This is a genomic window from Halodurantibacterium flavum, assembly GCF_042681825.1.
Classification (GTDB): Bacteria; Pseudomonadota; Alphaproteobacteria; order Rhodobacterales; family Rhodobacteraceae; genus Halodurantibacterium; species Halodurantibacterium flavum.
Genome location: NZ_JBHUGH010000009.1, coordinates 47,027 through 61,117 on the forward strand (window position 1 = coordinate 47,027; position 14,091 = coordinate 61,117).

Sequence of the window (14,091 nt, forward strand, 5' to 3'; positions counted from 1 at the left end):
TCTGGCTCCGATCGTTCGCGTTCAGCGGCAAGACGTGTCGCCAGACGCCGCCCGTGTCAAGGCCGGACCGGCCTCTCTCAGCCAAAGGATGTGCAGCCCCGGCCCCCACTGATCCGGTGCCTGATCGGGCGCCTGATCGAGGGCGCGGAGCAGCCTCCGCGCCTCCAGCCCCGGCAGCGCGGTGAAGACGTCGAAAAGCCGCTCGGCCCCGGCCGCCGCCACCGGGATCTCAAGCCGTCGCCCGTCGCGCTGCCTGAGGTGCCATCGGGGATGCGCGCCGCCCGAAAGCCCCAGCTCCGCCAATTCCGAAAGCGCGACCCAGCCGCCCCCCTCGGGCGCAAGATAGGCGATCTGGCCCTCCAGCACCTCGACCACCCCCGGCGCTGCGACCGGGCGGGCAAAGCGCAGGCGGCGCAGCGCGACAAGGCCAAAGCCCGCGGCGGCCAGCAAAAGGACGATGCCGATGCCGGGCAAGAGCCACCCGCCACGCGCGATGAACCAGAGCGCCACAAGCCCCGCGCCCCCGGCAGCGATCACCTCGCGCCAGCGATGCAGGGCCGCAGCGACCTCGGGGCGCAGAAAGCTCATGCCCCGCCCGGAACCGGCTGTGCCCCCGCCACCGGAAGCGCCCCCACGACCGGAAGCGGCTGACCGAAGACCAGAAGGTGATAGGCCCCGATCCGGCGAAAGCCGATCGCCTCATAGGCGCGGGTGGCCGAGAGGTTCGCGGCAAAGAGCACGGCGCGGGTCGCCCCCCTGCCCCGTGCCTCTTGCAGATGCAGGGCGACGGCGCGCCTTGCATGACCGCGCCCCCGCAGGTCGGGCGGGGTAAAGACGCCGCCCACCTGCACCATGTCCGGCAGCGCCGCGTTGAAATTGGTCATCGCCACCGGCCATGCCCCGAGGCACAGCAGCCGCAGATGACCGGCCGCCATCGCGCGCAAGACCCGGCCGCGCGATCTTTCCTCCGCGTCGGGGCCGGGCGGCGCCCCCAGCGCCTCGGCCATGTACGCCACGCCCCATTCGTAAAGCAGGGGCAGGTCCGCATCGGTCACCGCGCGCAGGCTCGTAGGACCTGCGGGCACGACCAGATCGGCCAGATCGAGCGAAAAGAGCGGATCGACCGCATCATGTTCCACCGGCGCCCCGCCCAGACCGAGGCCGTCGCAGAGGGGCGCCACCTGCCCCTCGGGGCCGTTGATGCCCGCGATTTCCTGCCCCGCCAGACAGCGCCCCAAGGCGTTCCAGTCGGGCTGTTCCTCCATATGCACCACGAGAAACCGGGGCGAGCCTTCGGGCGACAGGCCGGCGACGCCGCGGATCTCCCGCTCTCCCCAGATCCAGAAGGGCGCGCGGCCCAGATTGCTGCGCAGGAACATCGTCCGTTCGGCATGGCGCAGCAGGTAGTCCCGCAGGTCTGCCTGATCCCCGGGCCCGGCCGCGCGCATCACAGCCAGTCCCCCAGATGCGCCTGCCACAAGGTCAGCGCGGCGACCGCCGCCGTATCCGCCCGCAGGATGCGCGGCCCGAGCGCCACCGGTGTCACGAAGGGGAGCCCCCCCAGCCGCGCGCGCTCGCCCTCGGAAAACCCGCCCTCGGGGCCGATCAGGATGGCGTAGGGCCCCTGCGCCGCGTCCGAAAGCGTCTGATGCGGCCCGGCCAGCGCCTCATCGCACCAGAGGATGCGCCTTGTACTGTCCCAGCCAGACAGGACCCGGTCGAGCGGTTGCAGACCGGCGACCTCGGGGACGAATGTTCCGCCGCATTGTTCCGCCGCCTCGACCGCATGGGCCTGCAACCGGTCCTGCCGGATGCGTTCGGAATTGGTATGGGCGGTCTGCACCGGAATGATGCGCGCCGCGCCGAGTTCGGTGGCCTTTTCCACGATGAAATCCGTCCGCGCCTTCTTGATCGGCGCGAACATCAGCCACAGGTCCGGCGGCGGCTGCAGGGGCCGCGTCTGCGCGCTGCAGACCAGCACGCCGCCACGCTTGCCCGCCTCGGCGACCTCGGCCAGCCATTCGCCATCGCGCCCGTTGAAGAGCGCCACCGGCGCCCCCGCCCCCAAGCGCATCACCGCGAAAAGGTAATGTGCCTGATCCCGGCTCAGCGGAACCGATTGCCCTGCGGACAGGGGGTGATCTACAAACAGCCTGATCTTTGCCTGCATCATGGAGCCGAGCATATGACCCCCACACGCCCGACGCCAGAGGCCGCAGGCCGGGAACAAGGGTGCGCAGAGGCCGCAGGCCGGGAACATGCGGGCACAGGGGCCGCAGCAAGGGCCGCCGGCCAAGGCCCGGAAGGTCATGTGGCCGATGCGGTGCGCGGCAACTGGGTGGATACCCTCGCACCCGCGCGGACCCGCCCCTATCTGCGGCTGTCGCGCGCGGATCGCCCGATCGGAACCTGGCTTTTGCTGCTGCCTTGCTGGTGGGGGGTCGGGCTGGCCGCCGCATCAACGGGGCCACGGCCCTTCGATATCTGGATCGTGCTGGGCTGTGGCCTGGGCGCCTGGCTCATGCGCGGGGCGGGCTGCACCTGGAACGACATCACCGACCGCCAATTCGACGCGCAGGTCGCGCGCACCCGGTCGCGTCCGATCCCCTCGGGTCAGGTAAGCGTGCGGGGCGCTGCCGCCTGGATGATCGCACAGGCGCTTCTGGCCTTCCTGATCCTTCTGACCTTCAACCTGCCGGCCATCGCGATGGGGATCGGCTCGCTGATGCTGGTGGCGATCTATCCCTTTGCCAAGCGGTTCACCTGGTGGCCGCAGGTCTTTCTTGGCCTCGCCTTCAACTGGGGCGCGCTGCTCGCCTGGGTCGCCCATACCGGCAGCCTCGGGGCGCCCGCGGTGTTGCTTTACCTCGCCGGGATCGCCTGGACGCTCTTCTACGACACGATCTACGCCCATCAGGACAAGGAGGATGACGCCCTGATCGGCGTCAAATCCACCGCGCGGCTCTTTGGCGACCGGACCCATTCCTGGCTTGCGGGCTTCGGGGCGCTTGGCGTCCTCTTGATGGCGGCGGCAGTCCTCCTGGCCCTGCCGGCGGGCGGGCGTCAGGTGGTGGCGCTCCTGGGCGTCGCGTGCTTTGGCCTCCATCTCGGCTGGCAATGGCGCGCGCTGGACACTGGGGACGGGGAGTGCTGCCTCCGGCTCTTTCGGGCGAATCGCGATGCGGGGCTCATTTTTGCGCTGTTTCTTGCCACATCACTTTTCCTTTGATTGATCCTTTTGTGCCACAGCCGTTAGGTGTGCCGCGAAGGGTCACGGCCGCAAGATGTGCCGCGAAGGAATGAGGGAAGATCACCATGCGCCACAAACAGGGCCTTATCGCAGTCGCGGCTTTTACCGGCGCGGCGGGGCTCTGCTTTGCCGGCGCACTCTGGGCGGTCACGGTGATCGAGGACCGCTCGGAAGAGGCCGTGCGGCACGCGCTCCGGATCGAGGGCCATGACTGGGTCGAGGTCGCGACCGACGGGTTGCAGGTCACGCTGACCGGACAGGCAGAGTCCGAGGCGACGCGGTTCCGCGCCCTCGCCGCCAGCGGCGAGGTGGTGGACAGTTCCCGACTGGTGGACCTGATGACGGTCGCCGAGGCCGCCGTGATCGAGCCGCCGCGCTTTCAGCTCGAGATCCTGCGCAATGACGACGGCATCCAGCTGATCGGCCTTGCGCCCCTGACCGAGGATGAAACCGCCATCGCCACCGCGATCGAACGCGCGGCCCCCGGCGCGCATGTGATCGACATGCTGGAAACCGCCGACTATCCGGTGCCCGCCACCTGGGACGCCGCCGTGATGTTCGGGCTGGAGGCGCTGCAACTCCTGCCCCGGTCCAAGATCTCGGTCAGCCCCGATCGCGTGGCGGTCACCGCCTCGGCCGACAGCCCCGAGGGGCGGCGGGCGCTGGAAACCCAGTTGAACGGCATGGCGCCCGAAGGGGTGCGCGTCGCGCTCAACATCTCGGCCCCGCGCCCGGTGATCGCGCCCTTCACCCTGCGTTTCGTGGTGGATGAGGCCGGCGCGCGGTTCGACACCTGTTCCGCCGACAGCGACCGCGCGCGCGCGCGCATCCTCTCTGCCGCCGCGATGGCGGGGGTCGAGGGGCGCCCGCCCTGCACCGTGGGCCTAGGGGTCCCCTCGCCGAACTGGGCCGAGGCGGTGGCGCTGGCCATCGCCGCCACCCGCGAGCTTGGCGCCGCGACCGTCAGCTTTTCCGACACCGATGTGTCGCTGATTGCCGAGGATACGGTCGAACAGGCCGATTTCGACCGGGTGGTGGGGGAATTGCAGACCGCCCTGCCCGAGGTCTTTTCGCTTCGCGCCGTTCTGCCGGAACGCCCTGTCGAAAACGCAGCACCCCAGGGGCCTGCCGAATTCACCGCTGTCCTGAACGAAGAGGGGCGCGTGCAACTGCGCGGCCGGGTCGCCGACGAACGGATGCGCGACGCGGTCGACAACTATGCCAAGGCGCGCTTTGGCGGCGAGGCCGTCTATACCGCGACCCGCTTTGACCCCGACCTGCCCAATGGCTGGCCCATCCGGGTGCTCGGCGCGCTGGAGGCATTGGGCGAGCTTCATTCCGGGCAGGTGACGGTACGCCCCGAAACGGTCGAGATCCGCGGCATCACCGGCAGTCAGGAAGGCCGCGACGCGGTGGCCCGCATCCTGTCCGAAAAGCTGGGACAGGGGCAGAACTACCGGATCGACGTGACCTATGACGAAAGCCTCGATCCCGTGGCGGCCCTGCCCACGCCCGAGGAATGTGTGGCGCGCATCAACGCCCATTTGGCGGAACGCAAGATCAGCTTTGCACCGGGCAGCGCCAATATCGAACCGGGGGCGCGGGCGACGCTCGACAATATCGCGGATGTGATGCGCGAATGTCTGGACGTGGAAATGGAGATCGGCGGCCATACCGACAGTCAGGGCCGCGAGGAAATGAACCTCCGGCTTTCGCAGCAACGGGCGCAGGCGGTGCTTCAGGCGCTGATGGCGCGCCGCATCCCGGTCGGGAACCTGACGGCGCGCGGCTATGGCCCGGCCGAACCCATTGCCGACAATGGCACCGAAGAGGGGCGCGAGGCCAATCGCCGGATCGAGTTCACGCTCATCGCCCCCCCGGCCGAGGATGTGGCCGAGGATGTGCCGGTGGATGAGGCCGATATCGTCGTGACGGCGCAAGAGGCCGGCGAGGATACGCCCCGCCCCCGCACCCGCCCCGAAACGGACTGAACGTGGCGAAACGCGCCACCGCCTCGGGCCCGGCGGATCAGGAATGCGGTTTGCACGCGCGCGGGGCGCCGGATAAGGTCTGCCCCGCTGTCGCGACAGGGGACCATACATGAACCGCACCGAATTCATCGCCGCCGTGGCGGTCATCCTCTTCATCGCCTTCGCGGCGGGATGGTTTGCCTATTGGCTGCTGCACAGGTTCACCCGCGTCAGCGCATCCGACCTGAACGAACTCGACGGGATGGCGCGCGCGCTGCACGATGCGGAAGAGGCCCGCGACGAGGCGATCACCTATCTGCAGCAGCGCGAGGCGGAACTGACCCGGCAGCTCAGCCAGACCGAGGCGGAACTGCGCGCCGCGATGGAAGGGTTGCGCGAGGCCCGGCAAGAGGTCGAACGCCTGCGGGACCGCCTGTCGGAAGGGTAAGCCTCACCAGCGGCGCAGCGCGGCCTCATCCTCGTCGCGGGCCGCGACCCAATCCTCGCCCGTCGCCGTCACTTCCTTCTTCCAGAAGGGCGCGCGGGATTTGAGATAGTCCATCAGGAACTCGGCGGCGGCAAAGGCCTCGGCCCGGTGGGCGGCGGCGGTCGCGACCATCATGATCGGCTCGCCCGGAGGCAAGGGGCCGTAGCGATGGATCACCAGACAATCGATCAGGTTCCAGCGGGCGATGGCCTCGGCCGCGATCGCCGCGATCGCCCGCTCGGTCATGCCCGGGTAATGCTCGATTTCCATCCGCTGCAGGCCGCCCCTGGTGTCGCGGACGACGCCGGTAAAGGTTACGACGGCGCCCGCATCCGTGCGCCCCGTGGCAAAGGCCCCCGTCTCGGCCCCGATGTCGAAGGGCTCAGCCTGAACACGAACGGCCATCTCAGCCCCCCGTCATCGGCGGAAAGAACGCCACCTCGCGCACGCCGTCCAGCGGGGCCGAGAAATCCGCAAGCTCCTGATCCAGCGCCACGCGCAGCGCGGCGGTATCGGCAAAGGCCGCGGCATAACGGTCATCGCGCGCCACCAGCTCGGCGACCAGCGCGGCCACGGTCGGCGCCTCGGTCGTCACGGTTTCCCGCGCCGCACCGACCCGTTCGCGCACCCAGGCGAAATAGAGGATCTGAAGGCTCATCTCGGGTCATCCTTGAGATAGGGCAGCGCCTTGCGGAAATAGTCCCAGCCGGTGATCAGCGTCAAAAGCGCCGCCACCGCCAACAGCGCGATCCCGGCGATCTGGCTCATGGTCATGAGATTGTAGCGCAGGCGGATGCCCTGACCCACCGCCGCCTCGCCGGCAAGGATCGCGTCGATGGCGGGGCCTTCCAGCCCCCGCACAGCCGCCACGAAGTAATGTTCGAATATCCCGGTCGAAAAGAGCACCGCAATGGCCACCATCTGGGCGGTGGTCTTCCACTTGGCCATTCGCGTGACCTTGAGCAGCCCCGCCTTGGCGCCGAGGAATTCCCGCAGGCCCGAGACGAAGATCTCGCGGAACAGGATCACCGTCGCCGGCAGCATCAGCCATGGGCTCAGCCCCGATTGCGACACGATCACCAGCAGGGCGATGACCACCATCGCCTTGTCGGCGATCGGGTCGAGCATCGCGCCCAGCTTGGTTTCCTGCTTCCAGGCCCGCGCCAGATAGCCGTCGATGAAATCGGTGATCGCCGCGCCCAGAAACAGGACCAGCGCGAACCAGTCCGCCAGCGGGCGCGAGAAATAGAGGAACATCACGGCAAGCCCCGGCGCGGCGAGCAGCCGCAGCACGGTCAGGATATTGGGCAGGGTCCAGTTCATCCGGTTTCCTTAAGGCAGATCGCCGGGACGAGCAAAGGGGTTTCCGGCCTCGCCCTGGTCACCACCACCCGGACGGGGCGCGGCAGCCCGGCGCAGCCGGTCGTTGATCGCCCGGCCCAGCCCGGTTTCCGGGATCGGCGCAACGGCGATGGGCCGCCCCTCGGCATCGGCAAGCCGGAGCGTGTGGAAAAGCCGCGCCGCCGCCTGATGCAGGTCGCCCCGGGGCGACAGGTTGAAGGCTGCATCCTTGCAGCCCGGCCCGAAGCCGATCCAGACCTCATCCCCCTCAGGCGCGCGGGCGTTCAGGCGCAGGGTCGCGCGGGGGGCGTAATGCGACGAGAGCTGCCCGGGCGCATTGGGACGTGCGGGGGCCGTGTCGCTGCCGGTCTCAAGCGGATGGCCAAGACAGGCTTCCAGCGCCTCTTGCGGGATGCCGCCCTGCCGCAGGAGGCGCGGCACGGGGCCGCTCAGGTCGACGATGGTGCTTTCGACACCCACGTCGCAGTCGCCCCCATCCAGCACCGCGTCGATCCGGCCACCCAGCCCCTCTGTCACATGCGCGGCGCGGGTCGGGCTGACCCGCCCCGAGGGGTTCGCCGAAGGCGCCGCAAGCGGCCCGCCGAATTCCGCCAGAAGCGCCTGCGCCACCGGATGGGCCGGCACCCGCACCCCCACCGTGCCCAGCCCCGCGGTGACCAGCGGCGACAGCGCCGCGCGCGCGAGCGGCAGCACCAGCGTCAGCGGCCCGGGCCAGAAGGCCGCGGCCAGCCGTTCCGCGACCGGCGACATCCGCGCATAGCGCGCGACACCTGCCGCATCCGCCAGATGAACGATCAGCGGGTTGTACGAGGGCCGCCCCTTGGCGCGAAAGATCCCCGCCACCGCCTCATCGTCGCGGGCATCGGCGCCAAGGCCATAGACCGTCTCGGTCGGAAAGGCGACAAGGCCGCCGGCCCGCAGGATCTGCACCGCCCGATGCAGACCCTCGCCCTCTGGCGGCAGCAACTGGGTTCCGAGGCCTTCCATTCTGACGCCACGTTTCCTTATTTGGGGGGTTTGCCTGCCGGCAATCCTGCGCATTAATGCATCACATACGCGCGGCGATGCCCGATGCCAAGCCATCGGGGCGATCGGCGCTGTTCGCAGACATGAGGATGCCATGCCATACCGCGCCCCGCTTGCCGATTTCCGCTTTCTGTTCGAGCATGTGATCGGCCTCGACAGGGTCCGCGCGACCGACCGCTTTGCCGAGGCCGGGGCCGATGTGACCGACGCCGTCCTGACCGAAGCCGCCCGGCTTGCCGAAGAGGTGCTCGCGCCCTTGCAGCGGCCAGGCGATCTGCATCCCGCGCGGCTTGACGGCGATGTGGTGCGCACACCCCCCGGCTATGCCGAGGCCTATCGCGCGATTGCCGAGGGCGGCTGGATCGGCATCGCCGCCCCGGAGGGCGTCGGCGGCATGGGCCTGCCGATGACGGTTGCCACCGCCGTGAACGAGATGATGGCGGGGGCCTGCCTGTCGCTCCAGCTCAACCCGCTGATGACGCAGGGGCAGATCGAGGCACTGGACCATCACGGCAGCCCCGAGATGCAGGCGCTCTACCTGCCCAGGCTTGTCACCGGCGAATGGTGCGGCACGATGAACCTGACCGAGCCGCAGGCCGGCAGCGATGTGGGCGCGCTGCGCACCCGGGCCGAACCGAATGGCGACGGCACCTATGCGATCACCGGCCAGAAGATCTACATCACCTGGGGCGACAACGACTTTACCGCCAATGTCTGCCATCTGGTGCTTGCGCGCCTGCCCGACGGCGCCCCCGGCACCAAGGGGATCAGCCTGTTCATGGTGCCCAAGTTCATCCCCGATGCCGATGGAAATCCCGGCAAACGCAACAGCCTGCGCGTCGTCAGCCTGGAACACAAGCTGGGCCTGCATGGCAGCCCGACCGCGGTGATGGACTATGACGGCGCGACCGGCTGGCTGGTGGGTGCGCCGCATGGCGGCATGGCCGCGATGTTCACGATGATGAACAATGCGCGTCTGGGCGTGGGGATGCAGGGCGTGGGCGTGGCCGAGGCCGCGTTTCAGCACGCGCTCGCCTATGCCCGCGACCGGCGGCAGGGGCGCGTGATCGCGGGGGACACCGACGCCATCGCCGATCACGCGGATGTGCGGCGGATGCTGATGGCGATGAAGGCCGACACCTTTGCCGCCCGCGCCATCGGCCTGTCCTGCGCCGTGGCGATCGACATGGCGCGCGCGACGGGCGATGAGGACTGGGCGGCGCGGGCGGGGTTGCTCACGCCCATCGCCAAGGCCTTTGGCACCGATACCGGGGTCGAGGTCGCAGAGGCCGGCATCCAGGTCCATGGCGGCATGGGCTATATCGAGGAAACGGGCGCGGCGCAGTTCCTGCGCGACGTGCGCGTCACCGCGATCTACGAAGGCACGAACGGCATTCAGGCGATGGACCTGGTCGGCCGCAAGATGATGGACGGGGGCGAGGCCGCCTTCCGCCTGCTGGAGGAAATCGAGAAGAACGCCGAAGGCGCCCGCGCGAATTTCCCGAACATGGCCGGCGCGACCTGGGCCGCCGCCGAAACCCTGCGCGAGGCGACCGAGATGATGCTGACCCGCGAGATGAACGACCGCTTCGCCGGGGCCGTGCCTTACCTTCGCGCCTTTGCCCGCGTGCTGGGCGCCGACGCCCATCTGCGCGCCGCCCGGGCCGAGGGCGGGACGGGGCCGCGATCCACCCTCGCGCGGTTCTACATCAAGCGGCTCTTGCCGGAATACGCGCCCCTGCTGGTGCATATGCGCGAAGGCGCGGCCGAGCTTTATGCGATGACGGCGGCGGATCTGGCGCCGTGAGGGGCGCCTTGATGGACGGCACCCTTCCGGAATCCGTCGAGACGCTGCATTACCCCTGGCCCGATCCCCCGGCCGAGGGTGAGGCAACCGAGGTCGCGCCCGGGGTGCTCTGGATGCGGCTGCCGCTGCCGATGCGGCTCGACCATGTGAACGTCTATGCGCTGGACGACGGCGATCACTGGACGATCGTCGACACGGGCTTTGACAACCCGCGCAGCCGCGAGCTGTGGCAGGTGCTGCTGGATGGCCCCCTTGCGGGCAAGCCGGTCGGGCGCCTGATCGTCACGCATCACCATCCCGACCATATCGGTCTTGCGGGCTGGTTCCAGTCGCGGGGTGCGACGCTCTGGACCTCGCGCACGGCCTGGCTCTATGCGCGGATGCTGACCCTCGACGTGCAGGAAAGGCCCTCGGCCGAGATGCTGGCCTTCTGGCGGGCGGCCGGCATGGATGCGGCGATCCTGGCACGTCGCGCCGCCAGTCGCCCGGTGAACTTTGCCGATATGGTCAGCCCGCTGCCGCTCGGGTTCCACGATCTGCGCGAAGGGGGGCTGCGCGAAGGTGGGCTACGCGAAGGCGGGACCGTCGCCATGGCCGGGCGCGACTGGGACATCAGGCTGGGCGACGGTCACGCGCCGGATCATGTCACGCTCTGGTCGCGGGACTGCCCGCTGGTGATCGGGGGCGATCAGCTCCTGCCCTCGATCTCGCCCAATCTCGGCGTCCACGCGACCGAACCCGATGCCGACCCGGTGGCGGACTGGCTGGCAAGCTGCAGGCGGTTTCAGGCCCATGCGCGCACCGATCAACTGGTCCTGCCGGGGCACAAGCTGCCCTATACCGGCCTGCCCCTGCGCCTGCGCCAGTTGATCGAGAACCATGAGGGCGCGCTTGCGCGGCTGCTGGATTTCCTCGACCAGCCGCGCCGCGCCACGGAGTGTTTCGCCCCGCTCTTCAAGCGCGGCGTGGGCGAGGGCGAATACGGCTTCGCGATGGCCGAGGCGGTCGCCCATCTCAATCACCTCCTGCGGCTCGGGCAGGTGACGCGCCGGACCGAGGACGGCGTCTGGCTCTGGCAGCGAACCGATGTGCAGATGGCGCGTTGATGTCGCAGGAAAACCGTCGGTCCGGCGCCTGTCTGGCCGTGACAGCGCCCGGCGGATCGGCTATCCATCTCGCGACAGACACGAAGGAGACCGTTCATGGCCGAACACAAGCACGGAAGCATGGATATCAGGGAACAGGAAAAGACCTTTGATGGCTTCCTGCGCTTCACCAGATGGGGCGTCGTCCTGGTGATCGGCATCCTGATCTTCCTCGCGCTGGCCAACGCCTGATCCTGTCGCCGATGCTCCGGTTTCTGTTCGCGCTCATGCTGCCGCTGGTCATCGCGGCCTGTTCCGGCGTGAATAGCGACAAATGGGCCCCTGACGCCGAGGTGGCGCGCGCGCTCCATTCCAGCCCGGCGCCATCCTCGCTGACGGTCTACACGGTCGTAAGCAATTCTTCCGGTCAGGGCGGGCATACCGCCCTTCTGATCAATGCCGATCATCAGGCGCTCTTTGACCCGGCGGGAAGCTGGTACAACGATCTCGCGCCCCAGCGGCATGACATGCATTACGGGATGACGCCGGCGCTCGTGAACCTCTATGAGGATCACCACGCAAGGCCCACGCATCACGTCATCATCCAGCGGATCGAGGTCCCGCCCGAGGTCGCGCGTCAGGCCATGCGACTGGCCGAGGCGCGGGGCGCGGTGCCGGAATCGAACTGCACCCGCGCGACCAGCCAGATCCTTGCCGCCCTGCCGGGGTTCGGGGCGGTCAGCCCCACATGGTTCCCCGTCAGCCTCTCGCGCCAGCTTGACGCGATGCCGGGCGTGACGACCACGCGGCGCGACGATGACGAATGGCAGCCGCATGAAATCGCGCTGGGGGCGCATCTGCGCGGCTAGACCCGGGCGCCTGTGCGGGGCGGGGGTGCCTTTGCCCCCTACCCCTGCGGATGGAAAAAGTCGTAGATCGTCTGCGCCATCGCCTCCGATATCCCCTCGACCGCCTTGAGATCCTGAAGCCCCGCGCGCGACACCGCCTTGGCGCTGCCGAAATGCGCCAGGAGCGCGCGCTTGCGCGTGGCGCCCACCCCCGGCACCTCATCCAGGGGCGTCGCGCTGACGGCCTTGGCGCGCTTGGCACGATGGGTGCCGATGGCGAACCGATGCGCCTCATCCCGCAGCCGCTGGACGAAGTAGAGCACCGGGTCGTTATGGCGCAGCGCAAAGGGCTGGCGGCCGGGGCGGTGGAACTCCTCCTTGCCCGCATCCCGGTCGATGCCCTTGGCGACGCCCACCATCGGGATGTCGTCCACCCCCAGATCCGCCATGATCTGCGCCACCGCCGAAACCTGCCCCGCCCCGCCGTCGATCAGCAGAAGGTCGGGCCAGGCCTCGCCCTCCCTGTCCGGGTCTTCCTTGAGCAGCCGCTCGAACCGGCGGGTCAGCACCTCTTTCATCATGCCGAAATCGTCGCCGGGGGTCAGGCTGTCGCCCCGGATGTTGAACTTGCGATACTGGCTTTTCATCAGCCCCTCGGGGCCCGCGACGATCATTCCGCCGACCGCATTCGTTCCCTGGATATGGCTGTTGTCATAGACCTCGATCCGGCGCGGCGGCACGGGCAGATCGAACGCCTCGGCCAGACCTTCGAGCAGCCGCGCCTGACTGGCGCTTTCGGACATCTTGCGCGCCAGGCTTTCGCGCGCGTTCCGCAGGGCGTTTTCGACCAGTTCCGCCTTTTCGCCCCGCTGCGGAACGGCCAGTTCCACCTTGCGCCCGGCCCGTTCGGCCAGCAGCTCGGCCACCAGATCGTCGTTCTGCACCGGATGCGACAGAAGGATCAGGCGCGGCGGCGGCTTGTCGTCGTAGAACTGCGCCAGAAACGCCTCCAGTATCTCGGCCTCATCCGCGCCCGCCCCGGTCCGGGGATAGTAGTCGCGGTTGCCCCAGCTCTGGTTCGCCCGGATGAAGAAGACCTGAACACAGGCCTGCCCGCCCTCCATGTGCAGCGCCACGACATCCGCCTCGGACACCCCGCGCGGGTTGATCCCCTGCACCTGCTGCACCGCCGTCAGCGCCTTGATCCGGTCGCGCAGGGCGGCGGCGCGCTCGAACTCCATCGCCTCGGACGCCTCGGCCATTTCCCGGGCCAGATTGGCCTGAATCGTGGTGCTACGCCCCTGCAGGAACCGTTCGGCATCGGCGACCAGCGCGCCGTATTCCTCCTCGCTCACATAGCCCACGCAGGGCGCCGAGCAGCGCTTGATCTGATAGAGCAGGCAGGGACGCGTCCGGCTTTCAAAGGTGGCATCGGTGCAGTTGCGCAGCAGGAACACGCGCTGCAACTGGTTCAGGGTCCGGTTCACCGCGCCCGCGCTGGCAAAGGGGCCGAAATAGCTCCCCTTCTCGCTCCGCTTGCCGCGGTGTTTCTTGATCTGCGGATAGCGATGCGCCCGCGACACAAGAATGTTCGGAAAGCTCTTGTCGTCGCGCAAAAGCACATTGTAGCGCGGCTTGAGCTGCTTGATGAGGTTCTGTTCCAGCAGCAGCGCCTCGGTTTCCGTCCGCGTGGTCAGGAACATCATCTGCGCGGTTTCCGAGATCATCCGCGCGATCCGCCCCGAATGCCCCGAGGGGCGCGCATAGTTCGACACCCGCGCCCGCAGGTTGCGCGCCTTGCCGACGTAAAGCACCCGCGCCTCGGCATCGAGCATCCGGTAGACCCCGGGGCTCGCATCCAGCGATTTCAGGCAGGACTGGATCAGCCGGTAGCCGGTCAGCGGCGCGGCGTCGGGCACCGGCGTTTCGGCCGTGTCGGGGGGCGGAAGGGGGGTGTCGGACGTCATGGGCCGAATGTCGTGATTCTGCCCGACGGCTGCAACCTTATCCGGCATGTCGCAAGCAAAAACATGTCCACGGTTTCTGTGGATAAACCTGCGGGAAACCCGCCGGGATCGCGCAAAATGCCTTGTTTCAGGGGCATTTCATTGGCTTGCACAAAAAATAAGCTTCTTCTTAAGGCCATGTTTTCCAACGGAAAAATTTGTGGGCTCGTGCAGGCATCTGAATTTCTTAACAGATTCGTGAAGATTCGCTGACAGCCGACCCTCAGGTGTACAAGTCAAGGCCGCCGGA

General features: G+C 68.5%; 15 protein-coding genes. 7 read left to right on the plus strand and 8 right to left on the minus strand.

Going from position 1 to position 14,091, the window contains the following annotated elements:
- Nucleotides 1-21: 21 nt before the first annotated feature.
- The 3 genes from ACFSGJ_RS10860 to ACFSGJ_RS10870 are packed head-to-tail and all read right to left on the minus strand — an operon-like array spanning nucleotide 22 to nucleotide 2,173.
- Complete coding sequence (locus ACFSGJ_RS10860; RefSeq protein ID WP_390261441.1) at nucleotides 22-588, minus strand: hypothetical protein; 567 nt, start codon at nucleotides 586-588, stop codon at nucleotides 22-24.
- A complete protein-coding gene (locus ACFSGJ_RS10865) occupies nucleotides 585-1,448 on the minus strand; it encodes a GNAT family N-acetyltransferase (protein ID WP_390261442.1) in 864 nt (287 codons plus the stop codon). Before ACFSGJ_RS10865 ends, ACFSGJ_RS10860 begins: the two co-directional genes overlap by 4 nt.
- Nucleotides 1,448-2,173, minus strand: coding sequence for a 16S rRNA (uracil(1498)-N(3))-methyltransferase (locus ACFSGJ_RS10870; RefSeq protein ID WP_390262376.1), 726 nt, complete (start codon nucleotides 2,171-2,173; stop codon nucleotides 1,448-1,450). Before ACFSGJ_RS10870 ends, ACFSGJ_RS10865 begins: the two co-directional genes overlap by 1 nt.
- 12 nt (nucleotides 2,174-2,185) lie before the next feature.
- Between ACFSGJ_RS10870 and ubiA the strand changes: the two genes are divergently transcribed.
- The 3 genes from ubiA to ACFSGJ_RS10885 all read left to right on the plus strand — a co-directional run bounded on the left by ubiA (nucleotide 2,186) and on the right by ACFSGJ_RS10885 (nucleotide 5,668).
- Complete coding sequence (ubiA, locus tag ACFSGJ_RS10875; RefSeq protein WP_390261443.1) at nucleotides 2,186-3,229, plus strand: 4-hydroxybenzoate octaprenyltransferase; 1,044 nt, start codon at nucleotides 2,186-2,188, stop codon at nucleotides 3,227-3,229.
- A gap of 86 nt (nucleotides 3,230-3,315) precedes the next feature.
- Nucleotides 3,316-5,241 (plus strand): OmpA family protein, encoded by a 1,926-nt coding sequence (locus ACFSGJ_RS10880; RefSeq protein ID WP_390261445.1) that lies wholly within the window; start codon nucleotides 3,316-3,318, stop codon nucleotides 5,239-5,241.
- Between the two features lie 109 nt (nucleotides 5,242-5,350).
- The gene (locus ACFSGJ_RS10885) at nucleotides 5,351-5,668 is read left to right on the plus strand and encodes an MreC domain-containing protein (protein WP_390261447.1); all 318 of its coding nucleotides are present in this window, start codon (nucleotides 5,351-5,353) and stop codon (nucleotides 5,666-5,668) included.
- 3 nt (nucleotides 5,669-5,671) lie between these two features.
- On the opposite strand, the gene ACFSGJ_RS10890 is transcribed toward ACFSGJ_RS10885, so the two are convergent.
- Genes ACFSGJ_RS10890 through ACFSGJ_RS10905 form a run of 4 tightly spaced genes read right to left on the minus strand, consistent with a single transcriptional unit; the run spans nucleotide 5,672 to nucleotide 8,056 of the window.
- Nucleotides 5,672-6,112, minus strand: coding sequence for a molybdenum cofactor biosynthesis protein MoaE (locus ACFSGJ_RS10890; protein ID WP_390261449.1), 441 nt, complete (start codon nucleotides 6,110-6,112; stop codon nucleotides 5,672-5,674).
- A gap of 1 nt (nucleotide 6,113) precedes the next feature.
- Nucleotides 6,114-6,365 (minus strand): molybdopterin converting factor subunit 1, encoded by a 252-nt coding sequence (moaD, locus tag ACFSGJ_RS10895; protein WP_390261451.1) that lies wholly within the window; start codon nucleotides 6,363-6,365, stop codon nucleotides 6,114-6,116.
- Nucleotides 6,362-7,030, minus strand: coding sequence for a CDP-diacylglycerol--glycerol-3-phosphate 3-phosphatidyltransferase (gene pgsA / locus ACFSGJ_RS10900; protein ID WP_390261453.1), 669 nt, complete (start codon nucleotides 7,028-7,030; stop codon nucleotides 6,362-6,364). Before pgsA ends, moaD begins: the two co-directional genes overlap by 4 nt.
- 9 nt (nucleotides 7,031-7,039) lie before the next feature.
- Nucleotides 7,040-8,056, minus strand: a complete 1,017-nt coding sequence (locus ACFSGJ_RS10905; RefSeq protein ID WP_390261455.1) for an L-threonylcarbamoyladenylate synthase — start codon at nucleotides 8,054-8,056, stop codon at nucleotides 7,040-7,042.
- A 133-nt stretch (nucleotides 8,057-8,189) separates the two neighbouring features.
- Here ACFSGJ_RS10905 and ACFSGJ_RS10910 point away from each other — a divergent pair, with 133 nt between their 5' ends.
- The 4 genes from ACFSGJ_RS10910 to ACFSGJ_RS10925 all read left to right on the plus strand — a co-directional run bounded on the left by ACFSGJ_RS10910 (nucleotide 8,190) and on the right by ACFSGJ_RS10925 (nucleotide 11,856).
- The gene (locus tag ACFSGJ_RS10910) at nucleotides 8,190-9,902 is read left to right on the plus strand and encodes an acyl-CoA dehydrogenase (protein WP_390261456.1); all 1,713 of its coding nucleotides are present in this window, start codon (nucleotides 8,190-8,192) and stop codon (nucleotides 9,900-9,902) included.
- Between the two features lie 11 nt (nucleotides 9,903-9,913).
- On the plus strand, nucleotides 9,914-11,008 hold the full coding sequence (locus tag ACFSGJ_RS10915) for an MBL fold metallo-hydrolase (protein ID WP_390261458.1): 1,095 nt from the start codon (nucleotides 9,914-9,916) through the stop codon (nucleotides 11,006-11,008).
- Nucleotides 11,009-11,104: 96 nt separating this feature from the next.
- Nucleotides 11,105-11,239 (plus strand): aa3-type cytochrome c oxidase subunit IV, encoded by a 135-nt coding sequence (locus ACFSGJ_RS10920; RefSeq protein ID WP_390261460.1) that lies wholly within the window; start codon nucleotides 11,105-11,107, stop codon nucleotides 11,237-11,239.
- 11 nt (nucleotides 11,240-11,250) lie between these two features.
- Complete coding sequence (locus ACFSGJ_RS10925) at nucleotides 11,251-11,856, plus strand: hypothetical protein (RefSeq protein WP_390261462.1); 606 nt, start codon at nucleotides 11,251-11,253, stop codon at nucleotides 11,854-11,856.
- A 38-nt stretch (nucleotides 11,857-11,894) separates the two neighbouring features.
- Here ACFSGJ_RS10925 and uvrC read toward each other — a convergent pair whose 3' ends face one another.
- The gene (gene uvrC, locus ACFSGJ_RS10930; RefSeq protein ID WP_390261463.1) at nucleotides 11,895-13,802 is read right to left on the minus strand and encodes an excinuclease ABC subunit UvrC; all 1,908 of its coding nucleotides are present in this window, start codon (nucleotides 13,800-13,802) and stop codon (nucleotides 11,895-11,897) included.
- Between the last annotated feature and the right edge of the window lie 289 nt (nucleotides 13,803-14,091).

What these genes read in the sequence shown, in the direction of transcription:
- ACFSGJ_RS10920 (WP_390261460.1), top strand. Translation starts at nt 11,105, where the DNA reads ATGGCCGAACACAAGCACGGAAGCATGGATATCAGGGAACAGGAAAAG.
- ACFSGJ_RS10915 (WP_390261458.1), top strand. Translation starts at nt 9,914, where the DNA reads ATGGACGGCACCCTTCCGGAATCCGTCGAGACGCTGCATTACCCCTGG.
- ACFSGJ_RS10905 (WP_390261455.1), bottom strand. Translation starts at nt 8,056, where the DNA reads ATGGAAGGCCTCGGAACCCAGTTGCTGCCGCCAGAGGGCGAGGGTCTG.
- uvrC (WP_390261463.1), bottom strand. Translation starts at nt 13,802, where the DNA reads ATGACGTCCGACACCCCCCTTCCGCCCCCCGACACGGCCGAAACGCCG.
- ubiA (WP_390261443.1), top strand. Translation starts at nt 2,186, where the DNA reads ATGACCCCCACACGCCCGACGCCAGAGGCCGCAGGCCGGGAACAAGGG.
- ACFSGJ_RS10860 (WP_390261441.1), bottom strand. Translation starts at nt 588, where the DNA reads ATGAGCTTTCTGCGCCCCGAGGTCGCTGCGGCCCTGCATCGCTGGCGC.
- ACFSGJ_RS10890 (WP_390261449.1), bottom strand. Translation starts at nt 6,112, where the DNA reads ATGGCCGTTCGTGTTCAGGCTGAGCCCTTCGACATCGGGGCCGAGACG.
- pgsA (WP_390261453.1), bottom strand. Translation starts at nt 7,030, where the DNA reads ATGAACTGGACCCTGCCCAATATCCTGACCGTGCTGCGGCTGCTCGCC.
- ACFSGJ_RS10925 (WP_390261462.1), top strand. Translation starts at nt 11,251, where the DNA reads ATGCTCCGGTTTCTGTTCGCGCTCATGCTGCCGCTGGTCATCGCGGCC.
- ACFSGJ_RS10880 (WP_390261445.1), top strand. Translation starts at nt 3,316, where the DNA reads ATGCGCCACAAACAGGGCCTTATCGCAGTCGCGGCTTTTACCGGCGCG.
- ACFSGJ_RS10910 (WP_390261456.1), top strand. Translation starts at nt 8,190, where the DNA reads ATGCCATACCGCGCCCCGCTTGCCGATTTCCGCTTTCTGTTCGAGCAT.
- moaD (WP_390261451.1), bottom strand. Translation starts at nt 6,365, where the DNA reads ATGAGCCTTCAGATCCTCTATTTCGCCTGGGTGCGCGAACGGGTCGGT.
- ACFSGJ_RS10865 (WP_390261442.1), bottom strand. Translation starts at nt 1,448, where the DNA reads ATGCGCGCGGCCGGGCCCGGGGATCAGGCAGACCTGCGGGACTACCTG.
- ACFSGJ_RS10870 (WP_390262376.1), bottom strand. Translation starts at nt 2,173, where the DNA reads ATGATGCAGGCAAAGATCAGGCTGTTTGTAGATCACCCCCTGTCCGCA.
- ACFSGJ_RS10885 (WP_390261447.1), top strand. Translation starts at nt 5,351, where the DNA reads ATGAACCGCACCGAATTCATCGCCGCCGTGGCGGTCATCCTCTTCATC.